This window comes from Enterococcus sp. AZ188, assembly GCF_050544075.1.
In the GTDB taxonomy this organism is placed as follows: Bacteria; Bacillota; Bacilli; order Lactobacillales; family Enterococcaceae; genus Enterococcus_D; species Enterococcus_D entomosocium.
This window is the reverse complement of the sequence record NZ_CP172943.1, coordinates 1,093,816-1,117,042: the sequence shown is the minus strand read 5'-3', so window position 1 is coordinate 1,117,042 and position 23,227 is coordinate 1,093,816. Positions and strand designations below refer to the sequence as shown.

General features: G+C 42.9%; 23 protein-coding genes and 1 riboswitch. Of the genes, 5 read left to right on the top strand and 18 right to left on the bottom strand.

Annotated elements, in window-relative coordinates; all coding sequences use genetic code 11:
- Positions 1 to 70 precede the first annotated feature (70 nt).
- Both IGI86_RS05205 and IGI86_RS05200 read right to left on the bottom strand, forming a co-directional pair.
- The gene (locus IGI86_RS05205; RefSeq protein ID WP_005237092.1) at positions 71 to 1,453 is read right to left on the bottom strand and encodes a RecQ family ATP-dependent DNA helicase; all 1,383 of its coding nucleotides are present in this window, start codon (positions 1,451 to 1,453) and stop codon (positions 71 to 73) included.
- Positions 1,447 to 2,442, bottom strand: a complete 996-nt coding sequence (locus tag IGI86_RS05200; protein ID WP_005237094.1) for a helix-turn-helix domain-containing protein — start codon at positions 2,440 to 2,442, stop codon at positions 1,447 to 1,449. The genes IGI86_RS05205 and IGI86_RS05200 overlap by 7 nt, the downstream gene beginning before the upstream one ends.
- 26 nt (positions 2,443 to 2,468) lie before the next feature.
- On the opposite strand from IGI86_RS05200, the gene IGI86_RS05195 reads away from it, so the two are divergent.
- A complete protein-coding gene (locus tag IGI86_RS05195) occupies positions 2,469 to 2,684 on the top strand; it encodes a ferredoxin (protein WP_005237096.1) in 216 nt (71 codons plus the stop codon).
- A 57-nt stretch (positions 2,685 to 2,741) separates the two neighbouring features.
- Here the strand turns inward: IGI86_RS05195 and IGI86_RS05190 are convergent, their stop codons facing one another.
- From IGI86_RS05190 to tuf, 14 genes are all read right to left on the bottom strand, one after another.
- Positions 2,742 to 3,335, bottom strand: coding sequence for an ECF transporter S component (locus IGI86_RS05190; protein WP_016613081.1), 594 nt, complete (start codon positions 3,333 to 3,335; stop codon positions 2,742 to 2,744).
- A 150-nt stretch (positions 3,336 to 3,485) separates the two neighbouring features.
- Positions 3,486 to 3,610, bottom strand: a riboswitch (FMN riboswitch).
- Positions 3,611 to 3,689: 79 nt separating this feature from the next.
- Positions 3,690 to 4,406, bottom strand: a complete 717-nt coding sequence (locus IGI86_RS05185) for a pseudouridine synthase (RefSeq protein ID WP_034872188.1) — start codon at positions 4,404 to 4,406, stop codon at positions 3,690 to 3,692.
- A gap of 2 nt (positions 4,407 to 4,408) precedes the next feature.
- Positions 4,409 to 4,993 carry an SMC-Scp complex subunit ScpB gene (scpB, locus tag IGI86_RS05180; protein WP_016613078.1) on the bottom strand — a complete coding sequence of 195 codons (585 nt, stop codon included), beginning with the start codon at positions 4,991 to 4,993 and terminating at the stop codon, positions 4,409 to 4,411.
- A complete protein-coding gene (locus tag IGI86_RS05175) occupies positions 4,986 to 5,735 on the bottom strand; it encodes a segregation/condensation protein A (protein ID WP_008381030.1) in 750 nt (249 codons plus the stop codon). Before IGI86_RS05175 ends, scpB begins: the two co-directional genes overlap by 8 nt.
- 14 nt (positions 5,736 to 5,749) lie before the next feature.
- Positions 5,750 to 6,640, bottom strand: a complete 891-nt coding sequence (gene xerD / locus IGI86_RS05170; protein WP_005237104.1) for a site-specific tyrosine recombinase XerD — start codon at positions 6,638 to 6,640, stop codon at positions 5,750 to 5,752.
- A gap of 232 nt (positions 6,641 to 6,872) precedes the next feature.
- On the bottom strand, positions 6,873 to 7,325 hold the full coding sequence (locus tag IGI86_RS05165) for a Fur family transcriptional regulator (protein WP_005237105.1): 453 nt from the start codon (positions 7,323 to 7,325) through the stop codon (positions 6,873 to 6,875).
- Between the two features lie 109 nt (positions 7,326 to 7,434).
- Complete coding sequence (locus tag IGI86_RS05160) at positions 7,435 to 8,298, bottom strand: CvfB family protein (protein WP_008381026.1); 864 nt, start codon at positions 8,296 to 8,298, stop codon at positions 7,435 to 7,437.
- A 34-nt stretch (positions 8,299 to 8,332) separates the two neighbouring features.
- Positions 8,333 to 8,650: an AzlD domain-containing protein gene (locus tag IGI86_RS05155; RefSeq protein WP_430617783.1), complete on the bottom strand. Its 318-nt coding sequence runs from the start codon at positions 8,648 to 8,650 to the stop codon at positions 8,333 to 8,335.
- A complete protein-coding gene (locus IGI86_RS05150; RefSeq protein WP_008381022.1) occupies positions 8,643 to 9,350 on the bottom strand; it encodes an AzlC family ABC transporter permease in 708 nt (235 codons plus the stop codon). Before IGI86_RS05150 ends, IGI86_RS05155 begins: the two co-directional genes overlap by 8 nt.
- A gap of 118 nt (positions 9,351 to 9,468) precedes the next feature.
- Positions 9,469 to 11,358: a cell division site-positioning protein MapZ family protein gene (locus IGI86_RS05145; RefSeq protein WP_430617782.1), complete on the bottom strand. Its 1,890-nt coding sequence runs from the start codon at positions 11,356 to 11,358 to the stop codon at positions 9,469 to 9,471.
- A gap of 309 nt (positions 11,359 to 11,667) precedes the next feature.
- A complete protein-coding gene (gene rpoD / locus IGI86_RS05140) occupies positions 11,668 to 12,774 on the bottom strand; it encodes an RNA polymerase sigma factor RpoD (protein WP_005229298.1) in 1,107 nt (368 codons plus the stop codon).
- A 23-nt stretch (positions 12,775 to 12,797) separates the two neighbouring features.
- Positions 12,798 to 14,633: a DNA primase gene (gene dnaG, locus IGI86_RS05135; RefSeq protein ID WP_430617781.1), complete on the bottom strand. Its 1,836-nt coding sequence runs from the start codon at positions 14,631 to 14,633 to the stop codon at positions 12,798 to 12,800.
- Positions 14,634 to 14,790: 157 nt separating this feature from the next.
- Positions 14,791 to 15,420 carry a lysozyme family protein gene (locus IGI86_RS05130; RefSeq protein ID WP_196044174.1) on the bottom strand — a complete coding sequence of 210 codons (630 nt, stop codon included), beginning with the start codon at positions 15,418 to 15,420 and terminating at the stop codon, positions 14,791 to 14,793.
- A gap of 215 nt (positions 15,421 to 15,635) precedes the next feature.
- The gene (tuf, locus tag IGI86_RS05125; protein ID WP_005237121.1) at positions 15,636 to 16,823 is read right to left on the bottom strand and encodes an elongation factor Tu; all 1,188 of its coding nucleotides are present in this window, start codon (positions 16,821 to 16,823) and stop codon (positions 15,636 to 15,638) included.
- A gap of 244 nt (positions 16,824 to 17,067) precedes the next feature.
- Here tuf and IGI86_RS05120 point away from each other — a divergent pair, with 244 nt between their 5' ends.
- Complete coding sequence (locus tag IGI86_RS05120) at positions 17,068 to 17,427, top strand: YxeA family protein (RefSeq protein WP_086332196.1); 360 nt, start codon at positions 17,068 to 17,070, stop codon at positions 17,425 to 17,427.
- A 128-nt stretch (positions 17,428 to 17,555) separates the two neighbouring features.
- Here IGI86_RS05120 and IGI86_RS05115 read toward each other — a convergent pair whose 3' ends face one another.
- A complete protein-coding gene (locus tag IGI86_RS05115; protein ID WP_430617780.1) occupies positions 17,556 to 18,560 on the bottom strand; it encodes a nucleoid-associated protein in 1,005 nt (334 codons plus the stop codon).
- A gap of 162 nt (positions 18,561 to 18,722) precedes the next feature.
- On the opposite strand from IGI86_RS05115, the gene IGI86_RS05110 reads away from it, so the two are divergent.
- From IGI86_RS05110 to IGI86_RS05100, 3 genes are all read left to right on the top strand, one after another.
- Entirely contained in the window at positions 18,723 to 19,568 is an 846-nt protein-coding gene (locus IGI86_RS05110) for an aldo/keto reductase (RefSeq protein WP_430617779.1), read from the top strand.
- Positions 19,569 to 19,593: 25 nt separating this feature from the next.
- Positions 19,594 to 19,875: a hypothetical protein gene (locus IGI86_RS05105; protein WP_016613070.1), complete on the top strand. Its 282-nt coding sequence runs from the start codon at positions 19,594 to 19,596 to the stop codon at positions 19,873 to 19,875.
- Between the two features lie 114 nt (positions 19,876 to 19,989).
- A complete protein-coding gene (locus IGI86_RS05100) occupies positions 19,990 to 20,694 on the top strand; it encodes a hypothetical protein (protein ID WP_196044173.1) in 705 nt (234 codons plus the stop codon).
- A gap of 38 nt (positions 20,695 to 20,732) precedes the next feature.
- Here IGI86_RS05100 and IGI86_RS05095 read toward each other — a convergent pair whose 3' ends face one another.
- Positions 20,733 to 23,207, bottom strand: a complete 2,475-nt coding sequence (locus tag IGI86_RS05095) for a hydroxymethylglutaryl-CoA reductase, degradative (protein WP_430608221.1) — start codon at positions 23,205 to 23,207, stop codon at positions 20,733 to 20,735.
- Between the last annotated feature and the right edge of the window lie 20 nt (positions 23,208 to 23,227).

Genomic DNA, 23,227 nt, shown 5'->3' with positions numbered 1-23,227 from the left:
GTATTCCCTCCTAGTTTCCTTCCGATGTATTATACCATAGGTAAATAAAAACTGTCCTGCAAAATACGATTCAATTTATATCTTTAAAAATTTTTATTAAACGTTCTTGCCAATGAAGGATGACTTTTTTTTCTAAAAGCTCTTCTTCCGCTGCCAATTCGATCCCGTCATTGTCGCAACAATAAGGATTTGCTGGTGCTTCTTCCCCAAAGTGCGCCAATAAAAACTGGCGACGACAGCCGGTAAAATGAATATAAGCCAACATTTTTTGTAATTGTTCTTGCTTTTGCTGTTCGTTTTGTTTTAGCGTTTCCAGCCAAAACGCAGCCCCCAACTCCTTCATCTTCAGCTGCCATTTTTCTTGCAGCGGTGTCAAAGGTCCTTTCATCTTTTCCTGATCCATTCGTTCTAAAGCACGGCGTTCTTCTTTGTTTTCTCGCTGAAAGAAGTAGTGAATCTGCTCATCGTGTTCCTGATAAAGCAAGATCGCACTGCTTTGTTTGCCATCGCGGCCTGCTCGACCGATTTCCTGACTGTAGTTTTCCAGCGAATCAGGCAAGTCATAATGGATCACAAAACGAATATCTTCTTTATTGATCCCCATCCCAAACGCATTGGTTGCGACGAGCAATTTTAGTTTATTCTGAGAAAACTGCTGCTGCAACGTTTTTCTTTGATCGCTCGCTAGACCACCATGATAATAGCCTACCGAATAGCGCTGACGCAGTTTGTTATAGACTTCTTCGACTTTGCTTCTTGTGGAACAATAGATGATCCCAGCCCCGCCTAAGCGGCTGAGATAGTCTGCCAATGCCGCATCTTTGTCTGACGTTTTCTCTACGAACAAGCCGATATTGCTGCGGTTCATCGAATAACGGTAGACATTGGCGTTCTTTGCTAACAACACTTGCCGAATATCTGCTTCGACTTGCGCCGTGGCAGTAGCCGTCAATGCTAATGTGACGGGTGCCTTCAACCGTTTTTTTACTTCACCAAGCTGCAAGTACTCTGGTCGAAAATCAATGCCCCATTGGGAAACACAATGAGCTTCATCCACCACGAGCATAGCGATCTTAGCTCGTTCGAGTTGTTGCAAAATGGCTTCTTGCACGATCATTTCTGGACTTAAAAACAAAAATTTGTACTGCGATAAATGCTGCATCACATAGTGACGATCGGCAAGGTCCAGTTGACTATTAAACGCAATCGCGCGTTTTTCCCCTTGCTTTTGTAGGCCATAGACTTGATCTTCCATTAAAGAAACAAGCGGTGAGATAATGATTACGATGCCATCTATGAGGTACCCTGGCAGCTGATAACAGAGACTTTTGCCATTCCCGGTAGGCAAAATCGCCAACGTATCTTGCTGCGCTAAAACACTTTCGATGACTTCTTTTTGTCCTTGACGAAATGTTTTGAAGCCAAAGTACTGATTCAGTGCGTTTTCTAACATCGAATCCCCCGTTTCTGAGCAATCTGTAACAAACGGATCGTCAAAAAATCAGTCGTAAGAAGCTCCTGTAATTCTTGATAGCTGTTTTTCCAAGAAGTTTCTGGCAGCTTATTCAGCAATGATGTATCAAAGCGCTGATACGGAAATGTCGGATCAAGCAGTGCCCACTCAATCAAATGATCATTAACGGTTCCTCGTTTGATCCTTCTTTTTTCCATGATCTGCTCAACAGAAGCTCCTTGCAAGAACAATGCACGACTTTCCAGCATACTTTGATTCAGATTCCTATTTAGAAAAGGCGACAATCCTTGAAACAGAACCATCTGAGACTCTTTTTCAACCAGGGCTAAAAATTGATGGATCGCAGCTCCTACATAAAGATTGTCCCAAGGCTTACCTTGTACAGATTCTGGCAAAAGTTGGAAAAACGCCTGCCCCAGAAGATCAGGACCAGATAAGGTACCCGCTAAAAAATCTGCGACTTCTGCGGGAAGTTGGGCAAAAACTGCCGAAAGTTCTCGATGAGTGATCTTTTTGATTTCAGGGTATTGATGGATCAGTCGACGCACAGGTTCTGTATATAAAGGCGTGTTCTCAACAGGAATATACTGATTCGTCACCTCTTGATATGCAGCTGCTTGAACCAGCAGTCGGACAAAACGCCACGCCTCCTCCGTCGTTCGTCCATACCGAAAATAATCCGTATGATGCAACAACATTTCTCTTGACTGTTCATAATTTGCAGCGGTCCTTTTGAGCAGCAGACCATCTGAATCTCGACTTAGCATCCCTTGTTGGATCAAGTCAGCGATCGTCTGTTGATACTCCCTCTCATTCAACTGTGGCAACGCTTGAAAAAGACCTAATCGATCATAAAAAAAGGCATAACTCAAGACAGAGCTAGTGCGCTTACCAATGAGAATTTGATAAAGTGTCGATGGACGCAACTTGTCAGTATCAGAAAACAGCGCTAAAATAAAAGAATCCATATCTTCCTCCCAGAAAGGACTAAAAAATGTCACAACGCTGTAAAATTGTTCCTGAGCGCTGCATTGCTTGTGGACTATGTGCGATCTATGCTCCCGAGATCTTCGATTATGATGAAGATGGGATCGTTTTATTTGCCCAAGAACCGAGTGCACGGCAACAGTTTATCATAGAAGAACAACAAGAAAAAGTCAAAACTGCTTATCGCAAATGCCCCACCAGAGCGATCCTTATAGAAAAATAAAAAAGTCGACCTGCCATTAACAGACCTTTCGTCTGCCACAGCAAGTCGGCTCATTTTTTATTTTCCTATAGCAGAATGATGGGGCTGCTTACGAGCCAACCATGGGAGCAGTTTGGCATGTAGTGCTAAAAAGACGGCACTGACGATCGCTCCTTTAACCAAATTGAAGGGTAAAATCCCGATCGCCACATATTGCGGCAAAGACATCCCTAAAAATTGATCGGCTGTGACCCCGAAAAAGCGTAGATAAAGCGGTGTGATCACAAATAGGTTCGCCACACTCATAAAAATCGTTACCGACAAGATACCGCTGATGACACCAACCATTTTGTTTTTGGTGTGGATACCTTTGCGGAAAAAGTAGTACATTGGCAAAGTAAAGGCACATGATGCTAAAAAGCTTGCCGTATCTCCCACCATATCAGCAGGTGAAAAACCAGATAAGAACAAATGCAGGACCGAACGAATGAAGGCAGTCACTACCCCACTCCAAGGACCAAATAAAAACATCATGATCATCACGGGAATATCACTAAAATCGATCTTTAAAAAGCTGAATGCCGGAAAAATTGGAAAAGCGATAAATTGCAAAATTGTTCCCATAGCAGCACACATGGCGATCGTCACCATTTTTCTTGTTTTGTTGTTCATCAGTATAAATCCTCCTAAGTTCAGGATTCCTCTTCAAACGAACCTATTAAATTTCCTCGGCTTTCTTGTCGGCGCCAGACAAAAAATGCCCTCTTTTTTCCACAGGGAAAAAAGAGGGCATTCGAAATAGCCATAAGCAAATCAAATACGCTCTATCTTCTTTATCCAGACTGTACTGTCGGTATCGGAATTTCACCGATTCAGCTATTTCCGAAGAAATAGGTCGTGGACTATAACCACCGGTCGGGAATTGCACCCTGCCCCTGAAGACGAACCTTTATTCTATTTATTACATGTTCTATTATACACAAAATCTAAAAATTAACAATAGTTACGTTTTCAGATACTTTTCAACTATTTTGCACTGTTTTTCAGCTGGCTGACTTCTTTCTTCGACAACTCTCGGTATTCCCCTGGACGAAGACCTTTTAAATCTAACGGACCATAGTTTTCCCGTTTTAGTTTTTGCACAGGCAAACCAACTGCTTTTAGCATGTTTTTGACTTGATGATTGCGACCTTCGTGGATCGTCAATTGCACAATACTAGATTGTGCCGTTTGGTCTGTCGATAAGATTTCAAAGCGAGCAGGCGCGGTCTTACGCCCTTCGATCCGAATTCCTTTTGTCAATGGGAGCAGTTGCTTTTTATCCGCAATGCCTTTGACCTTGGCAACATACACTTTTTCGACTTCGTGTTTTGGATGCATCAGTGTCTGTGACAATTCCCCATCATTTGTCAGTAGCAGCAAACCGGAGGTATCATAGTCCAAGCGGCCGACTGGATACACCCGTTCAGGGACTTCAGCAAAATAATCCAAAACGACTTTGCGTTTTTTATCATCTGTTACAGCTGAGATCACGCCACGAGGTTTATAGAACAGATAATAGACATGTTGTTCTTGTTCGATCGGAACGCCGTCCACTTCAACGACATCTTTTGAACCGACTTGGACCCCTAATTCTTTGATTACTTGTCCATTGACTCGCACACGGCCTTCGGTTATCAGTCCTTCAGCTTTTCTTCTTGAGGTGATGCCGGCATGGGCAATCACTTTTTGCAAACGTTCCATCTTCATTCTCCTTCTGTTTCTGCTTGTTTGTAGCGGTCGTAAAAAAGATCAAACGGTGTATCTTCTTCAAGTTCATCTTCCATTGATTGGATGTCAGGCAATTCAGCCAAACTTTTTAAGCCAAAATAATCCATAAAGTATTCCGTCGTACCGTATAGGATCGCTCGTCCTGGTCCGTCCACGCGTCCCTTTTCTTCAATCAGCCGCTTTGCCACCAGTTTTTGGACCGAACCGCTGGATTGAACGCCGCGAATCTCTTCTACTTCCATCCGAGTGATCGGTTGCTTATAAGCAATGATCGACAAAGTTTCCAAAGCGGCTTGCGACAATGAACTCCCCATCGGTGATTCGGCGTATTTCTTCAATAAAGGGGCAAATTGCTTTTTAGTGGTTAAAATAAAATGATTGCCAACTTCTAGAATATGCAACGCGGTATGTTCATTTTCTTCATATTGCTGATTTAGTTCCTGCAAATGCTGATAGACACTGGCAGTATTACTTTTGACTAAATAACTCAGTTCTTCAAGTCCGATCCCCTCATCACCGACGACGAATAAGATCGCTTCTAATTCACTATATTTACTCATCTTCTTTACCTGTTGGATAGAGCAGAATCGACGCATAATTGTCTGATTGCTCTACTCGAATCGTTCCTTTTTTCATTAATTCTAACAGTGCCATAAAGGTTACCACAACTTCTGTTTTATTGTAAGAAGTAAAAAACGAATCAAAGCTGCGGCCTTTTTTAGCACTCACATGTTGCATCTCCAACTGAATCGCCGCCATCTTTTCATCGATGGTGCTTTCATCAGGAGAAATCTTGGTTTCTAGTACTTGGCGATTTTTCTTTTTCTCGATCATTTTTTGAAAAGCCAAAAAGAGATCGATCGTGTTGAATTGATTGGCTCTTAATTGATCTTCTTCCTCTTTGTATTCATCGACATCCATCGGATCTTTCGTGTAATACAAACTGCGCTCTTCCGCTTTTTCTGAAAGCTGTTCGGCTGCGTACTTAAATTTTCGGTATTCTAGCAGTTGTGCCACCAGCATATCCCGCGGATCTTCTTCGTACTCTTCGACTTCAGCAATCAACTCTTGTTTAGGCAACAGCATCTGGCTTTTGATCGCCATCAAAGTCGCCGCCATGACTAAATACTCTCCAGCGACTTCTAATTCTAAAATTTTCATGGCATGGATGTACTGCATGTATTGTTCGGTGATGGTAGCAACTGGAATATCATAAACATCGATCTCCAGTTTTTTGATCAAATGAAGCAGCAAATCCAACGGTCCTTCAAAGACAGCTAATTTTATTTTGATTTCTTCCATTCCATCCTCGATTTCTAGGCGCGCGGAAAGTGCTGCTTGTACACTTCCGTCATCCGTTTCTTCGTTATATGCGTGTAAATCTGAGTGGTCGAGATGTCTGCGTGCCCTAGCAACTCTTGAACCGTTCGTAGATCTGCCCCGTTTTCTAATAGATGGGTCGCAAAACTATGGCGCAGCGTATGGGGAGTCACATTCTTGGTGATCCCAGCTTGTCGAACCAAGGCTTTTAAATTTTTCCAGATCCCTTGACGAGACAGTTGCGTACCATGGTTGTTTACAAACAGATGGCTTTCATCCGGCGTTTTTCTCGTCAAATACGGACGCGCATCGCTGAGATAGGTTTCGATCCATTGAATCGCTAAGTCCCCTAATGGAACGATCCGTTCTTTGTCGCCTTTTCCGGTTGTTTGCAACAATCCCATACTTAAATGCAGATCGTTTAATTTTAACCCGATCAACTCACTGACGCGCAAGCCCGTCGCATACATCACTTCCAAAATCGCTCGGTCACGGATGCCCAAAACTGCTCGCGTATCCGGTGTTTCGATCAACCGCTCCACTTCTTGTAAACTCAAGGTATCAGGCAGCTTCTGCTGTTTTTTTGGTGAATCAATATGCTGCATTGGATCATGATCGGTAAACCGTTCTTGACGCAAAAATTGATGAAACCTTCGCAAACTGGAAACCATCCGAATCACGGTTGCCGAGGATTTTCCCGCTTCTTGCAGACTTTGCAAAAAAGACAAAACGATCACTCGGTCGATCTGCTGCCACTGAGTGACTTGTTTTTTTTGTAAAAACGCAAGATACTGTTGCAGATCTCGCTGGTAGCTGGCACGGGTATTTTGGGATAGCCCGCGCTCAATGGTCAAATAATGAAGATAATCAATGATTTGTTCGTTCATGGGCTTCCTCTACTTTCAGCTTTTTTATCATATCAAATTCTGGCTCGTTAAGATAGTAGCTTGCCAATAAAAAAGAGGCATCTACCCGTATCTTTTGCCCAAGGAAACACCCGAATCATAGCAGATTTTTCGGTTTCTTTCAAATCGGAAAAAAGAGCACTCTTCCTATTGGAAACCATCTGACTATCATTCGGGTGATAACAAACGTTTATTTAAGATCGCCAAAGTACAATCACTCGGCTTTGCTTTGGCACTTTTGACAGACACCATGAAAGGTCAACCGATGATCCTTTACTAAAAAATGGTACTTTTGTTCAACGATCTCTTCGACACTGCCCAGCAGATCCTCTTCGACTTCTTCAATATTGCCGCATTCCAAACACAACAAGTGATGATGAAAGTGTTTGGCACCTTCTTTACGTAGATCATAGCGAGCGACACCGTCATTAAAGCTGACTTTATCGACAATTTTCAGATCCGTTAAGATCTCCAATGTTCTATAGACGGTTGCCAAGCCAATCTCAGAATTTTTTTTTCGCACAAAAAAGAAAATCTCTTCTGCGGATAAATGGTCTTTCTCATTTTCTAATAAGACCAACAACGTCGCTTCTCGCTGAGGAGTTAATTTAAACCCCGACTCGTGCAATTGTTTCTTGGTCTTTTTTAACGCTGCTGTTGTGTTCATAGTTGCCTCCGTATGCCGTTAATTTATAACGATTCTAATCTGAGTGAAAATCACTCAAGACAAACATTGTAATCATTATAAATTAGAACGATAAAAGAAACAAGTATTCTCAATTAGGTTTTTTGATAAGAATCGTAAAGCCGTCTTTTTGCTCAATCAAACGCTGTTTCATCAAGGTTCCTAATGCCCGTTTAAATTGGCCTTTACTAATACCAAATGTTTGCAAAATCTCTTCTGGGGCTGATTTGTCCGTGAAAGGAATTTTGTTCTCAGGCGCTCGTTCTAAAAAGGTTAGAACCATGGCGGCATCATTTGAGATCGCCTCGTGGGCTCTTGGTTTCAATGAAAGGTTCAAGACACCATCTGGACGAATCCCAATCACTCGCCCTTTGACCACTTCCCCAAGGCGCGGCTCTTGATACCGTTCTGATGGATGGACGAAGCCAATATAAAAATCATCCGTCAGCAAGTAAGTACCCGCTAACTTCAAACGGTACACGCTACCTGTAACATCTTGATTCTTCATTTGCTCCGTACCATTTTTGCTCAATGCCTTAAAAATTTTCTCATCTGCTAATGAAGCCCAAATACGCTCTTTGTCATCGACCCGCAAGCTGACCATCAAACGGTCTCCTTTTTTGGGCCAAAGTTCCCGCATTGTTGGCAATTCATCTAATGAAACCACCATATCTTTGTCTTTCAAACCGATATCGACGAAAACGCCTAAGTCGCGACGGCTTCCTGTGACTGTACCAAAGGCATAATGCCCTTTGCGGCTTTTCGGAATATTCGTAGTGAGCACATTTTCTTGCTTTTGATTTTGATAGCCAAACCCTTCGACGGCTTCACCTAAATGATGTTCGCCTTCTTCCTTGGCTAGTCGGAAGGTAACCCCGCCTTTTTGAACAAAATAATTCTGTTCGTTTTCATCAATGATCAATCCGCTGAATACGGATGCTAATAAGTCTTTCATCTATTCTCTCCTTTTTCTTTAAAACTGCTCGTTCCTATAAAAAGAAACGCAACAGCGCCATAGCAATAACGCCTGTGATAACGATTTTCATCAAATCTTTGGTATAATACCCCACCAATAATGCCGGGATACAGGCAATGGTTTCTTTAACTTTCAAAATGGGGAATTGGCCTTCTCGAAAGATCAGCAAATTTTGCACCAACAATGCCGCCAAAATACACAACGGTAAGTAACTCAAAAAGATGGTGAAAGGTTCCGGAAATATGAGCTTTTTCGAAAATAAAAAAGGAGCGATCCGCGGAAGCCAAGTAACCAATCCACATACTAGCATCAGTATAACAAAATTAGTCATGGTGTGTCACCGTCCCAACCAAACATCCTGCCAGTGTCGCCGCAATTACCGCAATCTCTGCGGTCGAAAAACGCATAAATAAAATCAAGGTCCCCACAACTGTCCCTAGTATCAAGAGCGTTTGCTGGGTTTTCTTCTTAAGCGGTCGCTCTACTTGAAATAAAAAAAGACCAACAAACATAGCTACTAAGGCAAAATCTAAGCCTAACGCTTCTGGATCTGGGATAAATGAACCCAATAAACCACCCAAAAACGTCGCAAAAATCCAACTCAAATAAGCCATTACGTTCAACCCGTGGGTCCATTTCGCTGTGACTGGTTTGTCTTGTTGCAGTGCCGTCGTCAAAACGCCATAGGATTCATCAGTCAAAAGTGTCCCGATACCAATGGCAGAAAGCAACGGTGTCTTTTTAAAATAGGAAGCTACTGACAAACTCATTAAAAAGTGTCGTAAATTCACTAAAAAAACTGTTGCGACGATTGTCATGAAAGGTGCTTGAATCGCTAGTAAGGCGCAAATGATAAATTGAGCACTGCCAGCATAGACAATAATAGACATTAAAATAATTTCTAGAATAGACAACCCAACGCCTTTTCCCACAACCCCCATTGCAAAACCAATGCCCAGGTACCCAAGAATTGTTGGTACACAAGCAATGACCCCGTCTTCAAACCGATCATATCTCTCAATTTTCTGCACAAAAACCCCTCCTTGTTTGAACGATTATCTCTCATCATATCGAAAACAAGGAGGGGAAACAAGTATTTTTCACATGTGCATGTAATAACTCTGAAAATTTTCTAGTGTCTCAGGAGACTTAGCGAACGGTGTGATCGTTCCCATTGCCTCTGAAATAGCCAGTTTTGGCGTTTACCGTAAATAAGTATAGCGGGAACGCTGAATCATCCGTTCCTTTAAGCAAGCTGCCTTGGGCATTTGTCGCATAAAAATTGTAATAGCCTTCACCATTGACGATTCGTACACGTTCAAAAGTATAGCCGCCTTCTACCACATAACCGCGAGCAATCGCTGTGGCGATGATTTTTTCTTGGACACCATCTGCCCACACCCAGGCGCTATTGTTTACATCATTCAAATCACTTTGGCGGGCTGGAATAATTGGCTGATTGTTGGTATTTGTTGGTGTATTCGGCGAAAGCACATACTCTTCTTCAGAAGTACTTTGCGCGGGCGTCGCAGCGCTTGTAGATCCGCTGCTCGAAGCGGAAGCGTTGTTCTCGGAAGCCGCCGCTTGTGCTGCTTCTTGGGCCGCTTGTTGTTGCGCCGCTGCTTGTTGGGTAGCTGTTTCACGCTTCGTCAAGGCAGTATCGACTTTACGTAGTTCCGTCGTAAGACTTTCAACCAGTGAATCGATTGGCAAAGCTTGGATTTTTTTCATCAAGGCATTGTAGTTCTCACGAGTGACACTCGCCGGTGCTTCACCGTCACCACTTAAAGCCACCATGCTCTTCACTGCATTTTGAACTTCCTCGATCGCGCTGAACTCTTTTTGTCCCATGTCGATGGCTTGATTGATCAACTCATCAAAGGCATCCCCGTTCTCACGCTTCGCCATTGTGACAGCAGCAGCTTCTTTCAACGAGACTTCTTCCAACTGATCCTCCACAACTGCAGGACTGCTGAAATAGCTATTGATCTCTGTCAAAGCTGCTAATTTGTCAGCAATTGTCTCTGCTTCTTGTGACAAGATATCGTATCGTTCGTGGTCTTGAAAATCTGCCAACTGATTCGTCACAGCCGTCAGCTGTTCTGCTGTTTTGTCGCTTTTAATGAACACTCGCTCATCATTTGTATAAAAATCATTCAACTCATTTTCGATCTGATCTAACGTACGGTTCTCTTGCGCCAGTTGCGTTTGTCGGGCAGTTTCTTGTTGCTGCTGTTGATAGTAATAAGCCCAACCACCACCCGCTGCCACTAACAAACAAGCCGCTGTAATATAGAGTGCTTTGCGAGGGCTCTTCTTGCTTTCACTGGAAGAAGACGTTTCTTCTTCAGCAGTCGCCTTTTGTGGCGTTTCATCCGCTGCGGTGATTGGTTCAGGAATTGGATCGATGACTGGTTCTGGCTGCTTCTCAACTTCTTCAATAACTGGCTCCGTCACCACTTCCTCCTCGCTTGACGGCAGAGGTTCCTCGCTGGCTTGCATCTGACTTTCCTCTTCAGCAGAGGAAAGATCAATGGCGGTTTCTTCTGCTTCTAGAGCAGCTGCTGCCTTTGCTTCTTCATCAAGTTTGTGCTGTCGGATATAAGCGGCCAAAATCTCAGAGTCATGCTGTTCATCCGTACTCAGTGCATCGGTCTCATTAACTTCTTCACTGGCTGAAATTGTGTGTTCTTCTGTAGACTCAGAGTTTTCCACTGTTTTTGGTTCTTGTTTAGACTCTGATTCAAGTGTTGTTTTTTTCTCATCAGAAAAAGCCTCTTGCTGTGCAAGGTCGATCGTTTCTTCATTCGAGGATGGCCGATCACCTAAGTGCTCCTCCATTTTTCCAATCGGAACATTTTTAAAGTCAGACCAGCGAATATCATCGTTTTTGTTTTGTAGCTCTTCTGGCGTAACGGAAGAGTCAGATGATAGTTCCTGTTCATTCTCCTTTGCTTGGTTCCATTGAAACCCGCAATTGGGACAAACGGGTGTTTCTTCTATTGCTTGAAATCCACATTCAGGACATGTCTTCTTCATTGATTCAAACTGACTCCTTTTGTTTTTTGCATTTCCTTCTATGAAGCAGTACCCTACCAGATCAAACGCTTGACGCGCTCACTGCTTCCTATTTCAAAGACCGACAAATAATGGGTCTTTTTTCGCATTTCTTTTTTATTACTCAATTGTGCAGATGCACAAAATTAAATTTATCACATTCTAGGCAATTAGCCAACACTTGCTTGGTTACGTTTTTATTAAGTTCTTTACTTATCCTATGGAGAGATGACAAAACCTGAACAAAAAAGACTTTCCAAAGGGAGCCTTTGGAAAGTCAATAAACCTTAATTATTCTAAGAAATCTTTCAATTGTTTTGAACGAGATGGGTGGCGTAGTTTCCGTAACGCTTTTGCTTCAATTTGACGAATCCGTTCTCTGGTTACCCCAAAGACTTTGCCGACTTCTTCTAAGGTCCGAGTACGGCCATCATCGATTCCGAAACGCAAGCGTAGCACATTTTCTTCACGGTCAGTTAACGTATCCAATACATCTTCTAATTGCTCTTTCAAAAGCTCATAAGCCGCATGCTCTGCCGGACTTGTAGCATCTTGGTCCTCAATAAAATCACCTAGATGAGAATCATCTTCTTCACCGATTGGTGTTTCTAATGAAACGGGCTCTTGAGCGATCTTCAAGATTTCACGAACTTTTTCCGTTGGCAAATCCATTTCTGCGCCGATTTCTTCTGGTGTCGGTTCGCGTCCTAAGTCTTGCAATAATTGCCGTTGGATACGAATCAATTTGTTGATGGTTTCCACCATATGCACTGGGATCCGAATGGTTCGAGCTTGGTCAGCGATGGCACGAGTGATCGCTTGACGGATCCACCAGGTCGCATAGGTCGAGAATTTAAACCCTTTGCGATAATCAAATTTCTCAACGGCTTTCATCAAGCCCATGTTTCCTTCTTGGATCAAATCAAGAAATTGCATTCCCCGACCCACATAACGTTTGGCGATGCTGACTACCAAACGTAAGTTGGCTTCTGCCAAACGCTGTTTCGCTTCTTGGTCGCCTTCTTCGATTTTCAGAGCGAGAGCCACTTCTTCTTCTGCGGTCAAAAGCGGTACCCGACCGATCTCTTTCAAGTACATCCGCACAGGGTCATTGATTTTCACACCAGTCGGTGCAGACAAATCTTCTTGAGGTTGGGTTTCTTGTCGTTTTTCATTACTCTTTAAACTATGGACTGAAGGCTCTCCATTTTCATCCACGACACTGATGCCGGAATCCTCCAGTTTTTGAATTAGTTTGTCCATTGCATCAGCATCCAAAGTATAAGGCGTTGCTAAACGATTGGTAATGTCATCGTAAACAACTTGCCCCTTTGTTTTGTTTTCTCGGATGTATTCGGCAACTGCTTTGTCATACGTTTTTTTTGTTTCTTCTGCCATGAAAGAAAGCCCCTTTCAGTTCGCTATTTAGCTTGTTTCAACCGTTTGGTCAAATCAATGATTTCGATTGCAAGTTCAAGTTCTAATTGCTGGTTTCCTATTTGTCTTGCTTCTTGCTGCTGGATTCGTTTTTGATTGATTTCTTCAGCAATGCCCGACTTTTGAAAGACCTGCAGAATGTCCTGAAATTCTTGTTCAGACCCTTCCTCAGAAGCTTTAAGATCTGCAATATCGATCACCATTTTTTTCATTGAATCTTCTTTTAAAAAATCTAAGAACTTTGCTAAAACAAAGTGTTCTTCTGTTTCCATATACGCATCAAACAGCAGATACAGTTGTTGATAACGATCATGGATAAAGGATATACCACTCGCTCGAAAGCGATGGTTTAACGTACTGTCATGAAATAAACGGTACAATAATAATTCTTGCGCTTTTTCCACCTGTGTTTTGGGCTGCTGCCGTGTAGGCGGCGTAAAGACCACAGGGGTGTCTGTTGGCGGCGGTGGCGCTACATCTTGCATCGTCCGTTGCTCTTGCCGGTTTTGCTTGAGCTGCTGCTGCAAGGTCTCACGACTCAAATTGAACTCTGTAGACAACTGAGTCAAATAGCGGTCTTGCTCCAACAAAGAATCCACACGCTGCAATTCATTTAAAACAACTTGGACATAGTCCAGTTGCTCCTTCTCATTGGCTAAATTGCGATTCATCCGATGATAATCCATCTTGAAGGCAAAAACGGTTTCTTTGCCGTGGACAGCTAGTTTATAAAAAGCTTCTGTCCCATATTTGCGCAAATACTCATCTGGGTCCATCCGTTCCGGCACTCGCACCACAGATAATTTCAAACGACTATTGTTTTGCAGAAGCTCTATCCCGCGGTTTGTCGCTTCAACCCCTGCACTATCTCCATCGTAACAAAGAATCACTTCTTGTGCCACTCGCTCGATATGGGCGATCTGCTGATTGGTCAAGCTGGTCCCCATTGAGGCGATCCCATTTTCGATTCCTGCCTGCCAAGCGGCGATCACGTCCATAAATCCTTCAAATAAATACACTTGGCCATCTTTGCGCATCGCACGGCGTGCTTTGTCAAAGTTGAACAGAACCTCGCGCTTGTTGAAAAGGATCGTTTCTGGACTATTTAAATATTTCGGCTGGTCTTGATCACCAACTTTTTCGCTTGCTAGCCAACGACCAGAAAAACCAATTGTTTTTCCTTGAGGATTACGGATCGGAAACATGATTCGTTGGTAAAAGCGGTCTGCCAATGAGCCATCGTTTCGTTGAACAAAGAGCCCTGTATCAGGAAAAAATTCAGCTTTGGCTTGTTCATTCAAAAAGACTTTCTCCAAAAACGAGCGTTCATTCGGCGCAAAACCAATATTGAATTCTTCGATCAATGCCATCGTCAATCCGCGATCCAATAAATAATCAAGCGCTTCTTGGCCAGCAGCCGTATTCACCAACATGTGATGATAGACCTCGGCGGCTTTTTCATGCAGCGCAATCAATTGACTCGTTTGTGAGGTCGCTTCATTGATGCCTTCTGATTGCTGGTATTGCGGATCAAGAGGAATATCGTTCATTTCTGCTACTTTGACGACTGCTTCAGGAAAACTGATGCCTTCAAGCTCTTGCAAAAAACCGTAAACATTGCCCCCACGACCGCAACCAAAACAATGAAAAATTTGTTTGTCTTCTGCAACGGAAAAAGAAGGTGATTTCTCATTATGGAAGGGACACAAACCAAAATAATTCTTTCCAGATTTCTTTAACTGGACATACTGTCCCACGATATCAACAATATTGCTACGTTCGCGAATGTCGTCAATGATCGTTTGAGGAATTCGTGCCATCCACTCACCTCCATTTGGTAAGTATTCATCGTTTACTAGGTAAAAAAACGCACTAATAGGTATCAGTGCGAAGAATAATTAGACGGAATCACTCATAATGATTTTACCATATTCTATTTGTATTTCAAGCTTTTTTACTTCAGTTATTTTGTGACGATCAGGAAAAGAACCCTGCCGTAACATCGATTTTCCATCGGTTCAATTTTATTAGATCCGCATAGAACATGTTGCCGCCATTGTGATACAAATGACCGCCATTATAAAAGACCGATTGGATGCCCCAATAACGATAGGTTTGTTCTGTATCATTGCCTAATAACGGGGATAAAACCTCTCTGGAATATGTTTCTGCTAATTCTAAGGTGTTCACGCCACCCCGTTCAGCGACATAATCAATATAATCTGTACCAAAATTATAAGCCTGGACTGCGGTCCAAAGATCACAGTTCATTTGCTCTGCTTTTTCGATCAACTCGGCTAAATAAGAAACCCCTTGTTCGATGCTTTGTTCTGGCGTATCAAATTGGTTTTGTTTTCCATATACACTTTCAGAACTTTGCATCGGATCATTGCCTTGTCCTTTTGACTCCGTCAGCATGATACTCATTGCTAAAGACTGATATTCAGAGATGTCGTGGGCTTGTGTCTGCTGTGCGATTTCCGCTTCATACGCATAGACAGCTTTCAATGCCGTGTAGTTTCGATAGCCCCAAACCCCTGCTCCAATCAGCAGCACCAAGAGTGCAAGCTTCAGTACAAATCCTAGGAAACGTCGAATTTTTCTCATCAAATACATCCCATCTTTTCTAAGTCAGAATCTATCGTACTATGAAATGAACAGGCTGACTAGAATTTTTTCTCTCCTAAAAAATCCTTAATAAAATCACAAGATTATTTAGAAAAAAACAAGCAATCCTAAGCTGATGGAGGGATTGTTGCTGGTCTGACATGAAAAAGGAAACAGTGCTCCTTCAGATAATGGAAGCACTGTTTCACTGATTTTTATTTTTCGATCGTGGTCACGATACCAGAACCAACTGTTCGTCCACCTTCACGAATGGAGAAAGTCGTTCCATTTTCCACAGCGATTGGATGGATCAATTCCACATCGATCGTTACGTTGTCACCAGGCATAACCATTTCCGTTCCTTCTGGTAAAACGATATTCCCAGTTACGTCCGTTGTACGGAAGTAAAATTGTGGGCGATAGTTATTAAAGAATGGGGTATGGCGACCGCCTTCTTCCTTTGTCAACACATAGACTTCTGCTTGGAATTTCGTATGTGGTGTGATGGAACCTGGTTTTGCTAACACTTGGCCCCGTTCAATTTCATCCCGGGTGATTCCCCGTAATAATACCCCTACGTTATCACCAGCTTCCCCAAAGTCCATCGTCTTACGGAACATTTCTACTCCTGTCACGACTGCTTTTTGTGTTTCAGGTTTGATTCCGACGATTTCTACTTCATCACCGACTTTTACTGTTCCGCGATCGATCCGACCGGAAGCAACGGTTCCCCGTCCAGTAATTGAAAAGACATCTTCGATCGGCAATAATAATGGTTTATCAGTGTCTCGTTCAGGTGTTGGGATATATTCATCTACCGTATCCATCAGCGTTAAGATCGCTGCTTCAGCCTCTGGGTCACCTTCCAAGGCTTTTAAGGCAGAGCCTTTGATCACAGGAATGTCATCACCTGGAAAATCATATTCAGTCAGCAATTCTCTGACTTCCATTTCAACTAAATCGATCAACTCATCATCATCGACAAGGTCTGTTTTATTTAAAAAGACGATCAAATGTTTCACACCCACTTGACGAGAAAGCAAAATATGTTCACGGGTTTGCGGCATTGGGCCATCTGTCGCTGATACGACCAAGATTGCGCCGTCCATTTGGGCAGCCCCTGTAATCATATTTTTCACGTAATCCGCGTGTCCTGGTGCATCGATATGGGCATAGTGCCGTTTTTCTGTTTCGTATTCTACATGGGCAGTATTGATGGTGATACCACGTTCGCGTTCCTCAGGAGCCGCGTCGATACTTGCGTAATCTTGCGGATTGGCAAGTCCTTTTTTCCCAAGAACTGTGGTAATAGCAGCAGTCAAGGTTGTTTTCCCATGGTCGACGTGTCCTATCGTTCCGATATTAACATGGGGTTTGCTACGATCATAATGTTGTTTTGCCATATTGTTTCCCTCCTAGAGAAAGTTGAGTCGTTCTTTGACTCGAATCATATTTTGCGATTTACGCTTCCAAATTCATAAGTATCAACTTATTTTTTGTAAGTTTAAATCTACTCTTATTATAGGTCAAAATTAGTCAAAGTCAAGTGAGATGTCTCGTCTGCTAATCCCTAAGAATTTCTTTGCTTTTTTCGATCTATTGGACGTAGGACAATTTTTATGAATAATAGAAGATGAGGTGAGAAATGTGAAAAAAATCATTGCAACGCTGGTTTTTGCAGCAATTTTCCTTGGTGGCTGTTTTGCTACTTATCATTATTACTATGGTGGAAGTGACTACTATACAGTCATCAGGGATGCCGGCGAGCACGACACGGAAATTAGTGATAACGGAGTTGCCGAAGATGTCTACCGTTACACACAAGACGCTTACAGTTCCTCTGGAGAAGTCAAAACGGTCAAAATGAATGAGCACCGTTCCGCGCCTTTAAGAGAAGGTGCCTATTTGAAATTATTGGTCAATCCTAATAAAGGTGTTCTGAGCTGGGAAGAAGTTTCTGAAGAAGACATTCCCAAAGCCGCCCTTGAGAAACTGACCGATCAATAATTGCTGATATTGATCAAAGATATCCAGAAAAAAAGCAGAGACTCCTCATTACTTAAAGAGGAATCTCTGCTTTTTTGTGCTCGTTCTATGTTGTTAGCTCCGCATCATCCACACATAAGACCTTTGTCCTACATCCGATTAATTACTTCTTCTACATTTTTGATCGTTACGGAAATCGTTCCGTCTGGATTATTGATAAATTCGATCAAATTTGGATCTCGGTAAACATCCAAAGGAACGATCAATTCGATCCCGTTAGATAATTTTAGTTTTTGTTTCCCGAATTTTTTCTCTGAGATCTCACGGACATCCCGCATCATTGGTGCCTGATTGACAAATCCTTTTTCAGCCACTTCTTCTTGAAAAGAAAGCTGAGCGGTAATATTGTCTTTAAAGACTTTTTGCGCCACTTCACTGACATCAATGTGTCCTGACTCTTCGATCGTGTCGTAAACCGCTTCTTTTAGATCGGCAACAACGTTATAGGTAGGTGTTTCAAATTTCTGACCAATTTTTTCCGCTACTTTTTTGATGACTTTGACGTTTTCTTCTAACGAGGGAATCGGTTCGGCATCAATGACTTTCGTTGAAAAGTAGGCATATTTTTCACCTGAAAAGCTATATTTCTTTTCAATCAGTTCAAAGTCTAAGCTCTCCACATCAATTGTGATCCCTTCATCGGCCTTTTGAGTTTTACCTGCTAGTAAGGCACGATGCAAAATCAGATTGTTTTCGATCCCAGCTTCCCCATTATCAATAAAGTGCGTATAGCCGTCTTGATAGTTGACCTTCAAAAACGCCAACTGCATTCTTGTATCAAATTCATACAAGACCACAAAGGCATCCGCACTTGGTGCATCTTCACTTTCCTTGTACGCTTCATACCACCGTTGGACGATCGCTTCACTGGCTGCGACAAAGTCTTTGGGTGCTTGTTGGACCAGTTGAGCGATCATTGATGTTTCGAGTAAACGCCCTGTTTTGGTTTGCGGTGTTGCAAGTTTCTGTATTTTTTTCGTCAAATAATCGCGGATGTATTCCGTGGTCAAATCGAGTTCAACTTGAGAAAAAACCGGATCACCAGTTTGACGGTCAATAATGTGTAATATCGCATGTTTCAAATAAATATCCATTAGTTACGCTCCTTATCCATTTGTCTAGTGTACAAAAAAAATAGGCGAACTGACAAGAGCCAAACGTCATTTTTCTTATTGGCCACTTCCTTTTTGAAAGATGCATTCATTGGAAAATCCGTCCTCGTCTGCTAAACTAAAGGTATCACAGAAAACGGAGGAATGAACATGAACAGCTATACGTTATCAAACAATGTAACCATCCCTGAGTTAGGTTTTGGCACATGGCAAACACCAGACGGCGACGTTGCCGTAGCATCAGTCAAAAAAGCACTGGAAGTAGGTTACCGCCATATTGATACAGCCCAAGGCTATAAAAATGAAGCCAGTGTTGGTCAAGCGATCAAAGAAAGCGGCATTACCCGCGAAGAACTCTTTTTGACTACAAAATTGTGGAATGCGAACCATTCCTATGATCTTGTGATGTCTTCTTTTGAAGAGTCCTTAGAGAAACTACAAACAGACTATATCGATCTTTTCTTAATCCATTGGCCAAACCCAGTAGCCTTTCGTGACAACTGGCAAACAGCGAATGCAGAAACATGGCGCGCTTTTGAAGAACTGTATCAGGCAGGCAAAATCAAAGCGATCGGGGTCAGCAACTTCTTGCCTCATCATTTTGAAGAATTGAAAAAAACAGCGACCATCTTCCCAATGGTCAATCAGATTTTCCTTGCACCTGGCGAGTTACAAGAAGAAGTGGTAACTTATTGCCAAGAACACGATGTATTGCTTGAAGCATACAGCCCATTAGGTACCGGGAAGATATTTGATGTACCAGAAATGAAAGCATTAGCTGAAAAGCATCAAAAATCAATCGCTCAAGTTGCATTACGCTGGTCTTTACAACATGGTTTCTTGCCATTACCAAAATCAGTCACATCGAGTCGGATCGAAGAAAACATCCATGTCTTTGATTTTGAGCTATCTGAAGAAGACATGAAAACGATCGATCAATTAGATGGTGTCGTTGGGAAAGCGACCAATCCAGATACGACAGGGTTTTAATTTTACTCTCTATAAGGAGAAGCCTATGAAGACAACTGATTTGATTCACCTCTCCCCTGCTGTTCAAAAAGCCTTACATGCTGATTTTGTTTTTCTTGTATGGCCAGACAAAGTCCAACATTTTCCGGCGCGTCAATGGTCGTCTAGCGACTATCAGCAGATGCTGGCTGAGAAACTCACTGGGGAAGTACGCTTTTTTCTTTGGGAAAACTACTTAGTCGCCACTGGAGACAAGGAGCTTTTGATCCTAATGCCTAAGTACCATCAAATCAATGATCTAGTAGAAACGCCAACGCCGCTTCTTTAGCAGCGCTGGCGTTTTTTCAGGAAATATATAATTTTTTTTGTATTTTTTCATGAGAATGACTGTTCTTTTCTGCAAATTTTCCTTATAATCGATAGTGATCGAGAGGAGAAGATTATGAAAAAGAAACAATTAGCAAAATTGAAACAACAATTCCGCCCGTCTTATGAAACAGCTCGACAACAGTTGTTTACAGCGATCGAGCGCAAAACAGCAGATAAGTTCGACCTTCCGACAACTGTTTATATCAATCCTAAAAATCAAGAGGAATTATTGATTGAATTGTTGAAGGAAACACCCAAAGAACAAAAAATCGCTGTTCCTTTAGATGAGAACTTCAAAATCGTCGTGAAACGAATTCAACGCTTAGAAGCTGGCTTACTTGATCGTTTCAGCGATAACTTAGTCGATGAGATCGCTGCTTACTGGTTACCGACCAATCCGCAAGAAAGTGCGGCACCTACCTCCGCTCCTGCGAAAGAACCAGCAGAAGTGAAGGAAGAAACGGCACCAACTAGACCTGCATCAACTAAAACTAAAGAAGTGGAAAAATCAACGGCTGATGATTCTGACGAATCCATGACTTTTTCAGCATTTGCCGAAAAAATCGCAGCATTCCCTAAATTTTCTGCAAAACAATCTTCAGGAGAAACGACCGTGATCGAAGCTTCCCCGAAAGAAGATCGTGTTCTAGCAACAATTTCTGAAACAGAAAGTGATACTTTTACCATCGAAACCGCTCTAGAACGCAAATACAAAGTAAAACTAGAAGTCATTCCATTGATCGAGGCGTATGCCCACACGGCGATTTCTAAACGATAAACAAAAGGTTCTCTAGGAATTTCCCTAGAGAACCTTTTTTAGTTGCGTATTTCTGTTAAAAATTTACGGGCTTGCTCTTGGTTCATTTGACTCGCCGCTCGCAGCTTAGCTGCCAGCTGATCGATCTCAGTTCCTTTTGCCCCAACTGAAATAGCTAATGAACGGGCTTGCATGCTCATATGGCCTTGCTGAATTCCTTCTGAAACCAATGCCCGCAAAGCTGCCAGATTCTGAGCCAACCCGACACTTGCCGCTAGCGAAGCTAACTCACTCGCCGTTTCAACACCGGTCAAAGCCAACGCCGCTTGGGCTTTTGGCAATACTTTTGTGGCACCCCCGACTGTGGCGATCGCCAACGGAAGTGTGATACTACCAATCAAACAGTCTTCTACTATTTTCCAAGAAGTCAGCCCTTGCATGCGACCATTACGGGCAGCATAGCCATGACAAGCTGCCGAAACGGCGCGAGTGTCATTTCCGGTAGCCAAAATCAGCGCTTCAACGCCATTCATGATCCCTTTGTTATGGGTGGCGGCACGATATGGATCAATCTTGGCAAAATCAGCTGCATGAACGATTTTTTCGGCAACCTGTCTACCCTTTCCGATCTTGCTCAGTTTGTCAAAAGGCACGGAGCAAGTGGCTGTTACTAACGATTCCGTGGCAAGATTACTTAAAATACTAAAGAGAATTTCTTCTTCTGGGAACCACTTCCGAAAGAGGTCGGCCACTCCTTCTAAAATCGAATTGATGATGTTGGCGCCCATGGCATCTTTGACATCAACCAACAAATCGATTGAGACATAGGCTGTTGCTAATTCAGATTCTGTTGGCGAGAAGTTCCGACTAATCACTCGTCGTAAGCCCCCACCGCGTTTTACGATCGAGGGATACGCCGCGTTCGCCACTGCAAAAATCGCCGCTTGCTCTGTGTTGACTTTTGCCAAAATGGCATCCGGGTCCTGAACAGTCATAAAGACGATCTGGCCTCGAAGCAAACGTTCTTGACTGGTCGTTGTAATGGGCCCAGCCATTTTTGCTCCATTGCTCATCGCTGCAATCACAGAAGGTTCTTCTGTGGCTAACGGGACATTGTATCTCTTGCCATTCACTTGCAGATTCAACCCCACACCTAAGGGAATCTCCACTTCACTGATCTGGTTTTCGATCAAGTGATTGGAAATTTCCTTGTCTAATGCCATTTCTTGAAAAACCAAGGATTCGGCTGCTGTGATCGCCCCTTGTGCTTCAAGAAAGGTTAGTCGTTCGTTAGGCGTAAGGGCGTAAAACTTTTTTTTTTCTGTTTTTTCTGATGCCGACTCTTCATGAAAATCGGTTTGACTTGCTGCCGCCGAAGGGTTTTCTAACAGCATCGCTAGCCCTAACCCGCCACCGACACATAAAGAGGCGATCCCATAACGTTCTTGTGTGTCTTTTAGCTGATAAGCGACGGTCGTTGCGATCCGAGCACCGGTTGCTCCAATCGCATGGCCAAGGGAAATGCCCCCACCGTAACGGTTGACTTTCTTGGGATCCAAACCAAGTTCACGTTCTACTACGATCGAGGAAGCTGCAAAGGCTTCATTGATTTCAAAAATACCGATATCTTCAATCGACAGTGCTTGCTTTTTCAGCAAAGTATCGATTGCTTTGATTGGTGAGATTCCCATGATCTCTGGGGCAAAGCCAACTTCAACGATCTCTTTGATCACTGCCAGATAAGGAATCTGATGCTCCTCACAATAGCTTTTTGAGGCGATCAAGACCATGGCAGCCCCATCATTGATGGTTGAGGCATTCCCAGCAGTCACCGTACCGTCCTTTTTGAAAACCGTTTTTAGTTCAGCTAATTTTTCGACTGTCGTAGCGGCGCGAATGCCTTCATCCTGGGAAACGGTAGCAGACTTTTCGGTCACGGGTACGATCTCTTGCTCAAATTTCTTTTCCGCTTGTGCTTTGGCAGCCTTCATTTGGGAGTGGTAGGCAAATTCATCTTGTTCTTGTCGAGTGATGCCATATCTTTCTGCAACAGTTTCAGCCGTTAAGCCCATCGGTTTGCTGCTAAAAGCGTCTGTTAAGCCATCATGCATCATTGTTGATACTGGATTTGAATACTGATCATCCGCCTTGTTATAATAACTGAATAGCGGCGCATTCGTCATACTTTCGATCCCACCTGTCAAGACGACTGATGCCTTGTTTAACTGAATTTGCTCCATGCCCATTAGAATCGCTTTCATTCCCGAACCGCAAACTTCGTTGATCGTTGAGGCTGGAATATCTGAAGAAAGCCCACTTTGCAGGGAAACTTGGCGACTTGGATTTTGCCCACTGCCTGCTTGCAGGACATTTCCGATAATCACTTGTGCGATATGTTCTTTTGCTTGTTGGTTTCTTGCCAACAAGGCTTTCGCAGCAATTGTTCCTAATTCTACTGCTGAATATTCTTTTAATGACCCATGGTATTTGCCAATTGGCGTTCTTAGTGCGTCGATAATGACAACTTCTTCCACGTACGTCACCTCCTCTTGAA

What these genes read in the sequence shown, in the direction of transcription:
- IGI86_RS05205 (WP_005237092.1), bottom strand. Translation starts at nt 1,453, where the DNA reads ATGTTAGAAAACGCACTGAATCAGTACTTTGGCTTCAAAACATTTCGT.
- IGI86_RS05200 (WP_005237094.1), bottom strand. Translation starts at nt 2,442, where the DNA reads ATGGATTCTTTTATTTTAGCGCTGTTTTCTGATACTGACAAGTTGCGT.
- IGI86_RS05195 (WP_005237096.1), top strand. Translation starts at nt 2,469, where the DNA reads ATGTCACAACGCTGTAAAATTGTTCCTGAGCGCTGCATTGCTTGTGGA.
- IGI86_RS05190 (WP_016613081.1), bottom strand. Translation starts at nt 3,335, where the DNA reads ATGAACAACAAAACAAGAAAAATGGTGACGATCGCCATGTGTGCTGCT.
- IGI86_RS05185 (WP_034872188.1), bottom strand. Translation starts at nt 4,406, where the DNA reads ATGGAACGTTTGCAAAAAGTGATTGCCCATGCCGGCATCACCTCAAGA.
- scpB (WP_016613078.1), bottom strand. Translation starts at nt 4,993, where the DNA reads ATGAGTAAATATAGTGAATTAGAAGCGATCTTATTCGTCGTCGGTGAT.
- IGI86_RS05175 (WP_008381030.1), bottom strand. Translation starts at nt 5,735, where the DNA reads ATGGAAGAAATCAAAATAAAATTAGCTGTCTTTGAAGGACCGTTGGAT.
- xerD (WP_005237104.1), bottom strand. Translation starts at nt 6,640, where the DNA reads ATGAACGAACAAATCATTGATTATCTTCATTATTTGACCATTGAGCGC.
- IGI86_RS05165 (WP_005237105.1), bottom strand. Translation starts at nt 7,325, where the DNA reads ATGAACACAACAGCAGCGTTAAAAAAGACCAAGAAACAATTGCACGAG.
- IGI86_RS05160 (WP_008381026.1), bottom strand. Translation starts at nt 8,298, where the DNA reads ATGAAAGACTTATTAGCATCCGTATTCAGCGGATTGATCATTGATGAA.
- IGI86_RS05155 (WP_430617783.1), bottom strand. Translation starts at nt 8,650, where the DNA reads ATGACTAATTTTGTTATACTGATGCTAGTATGTGGATTGGTTACTTGG.
- IGI86_RS05145 (WP_430617782.1), bottom strand. Translation starts at nt 11,358, where the DNA reads ATGAAGAAGACATGTCCTGAATGTGGATTTCAAGCAATAGAAGAAACA.
- rpoD (WP_005229298.1), bottom strand. Translation starts at nt 12,774, where the DNA reads ATGGCAGAAGAAACAAAAAAAACGTATGACAAAGCAGTTGCCGAATAC.
- dnaG (WP_430617781.1), bottom strand. Translation starts at nt 14,633, where the DNA reads ATGGCACGAATTCCTCAAACGATCATTGACGACATTCGCGAACGTAGC.
- IGI86_RS05130 (WP_196044174.1), bottom strand. Translation starts at nt 15,420, where the DNA reads ATGAGAAAAATTCGACGTTTCCTAGGATTTGTACTGAAGCTTGCACTC.
- tuf (WP_005237121.1), bottom strand. Translation starts at nt 16,823, where the DNA reads ATGGCAAAACAACATTATGATCGTAGCAAACCCCATGTTAATATCGGA.
- IGI86_RS05115 (WP_430617780.1), bottom strand. Translation starts at nt 18,560, where the DNA reads ATGGATATTTATTTGAAACATGCGATATTACACATTATTGACCGTCAA.
- IGI86_RS05110 (WP_430617779.1), top strand. Translation starts at nt 18,723, where the DNA reads ATGAACATGAACAGCTATACGTTATCAAACAATGTAACCATCCCTGAG.
- IGI86_RS05105 (WP_016613070.1), top strand. Translation starts at nt 19,594, where the DNA reads ATGAAGACAACTGATTTGATTCACCTCTCCCCTGCTGTTCAAAAAGCC.
- IGI86_RS05100 (WP_196044173.1), top strand. Translation starts at nt 19,990, where the DNA reads ATGAAAAAGAAACAATTAGCAAAATTGAAACAACAATTCCGCCCGTCT.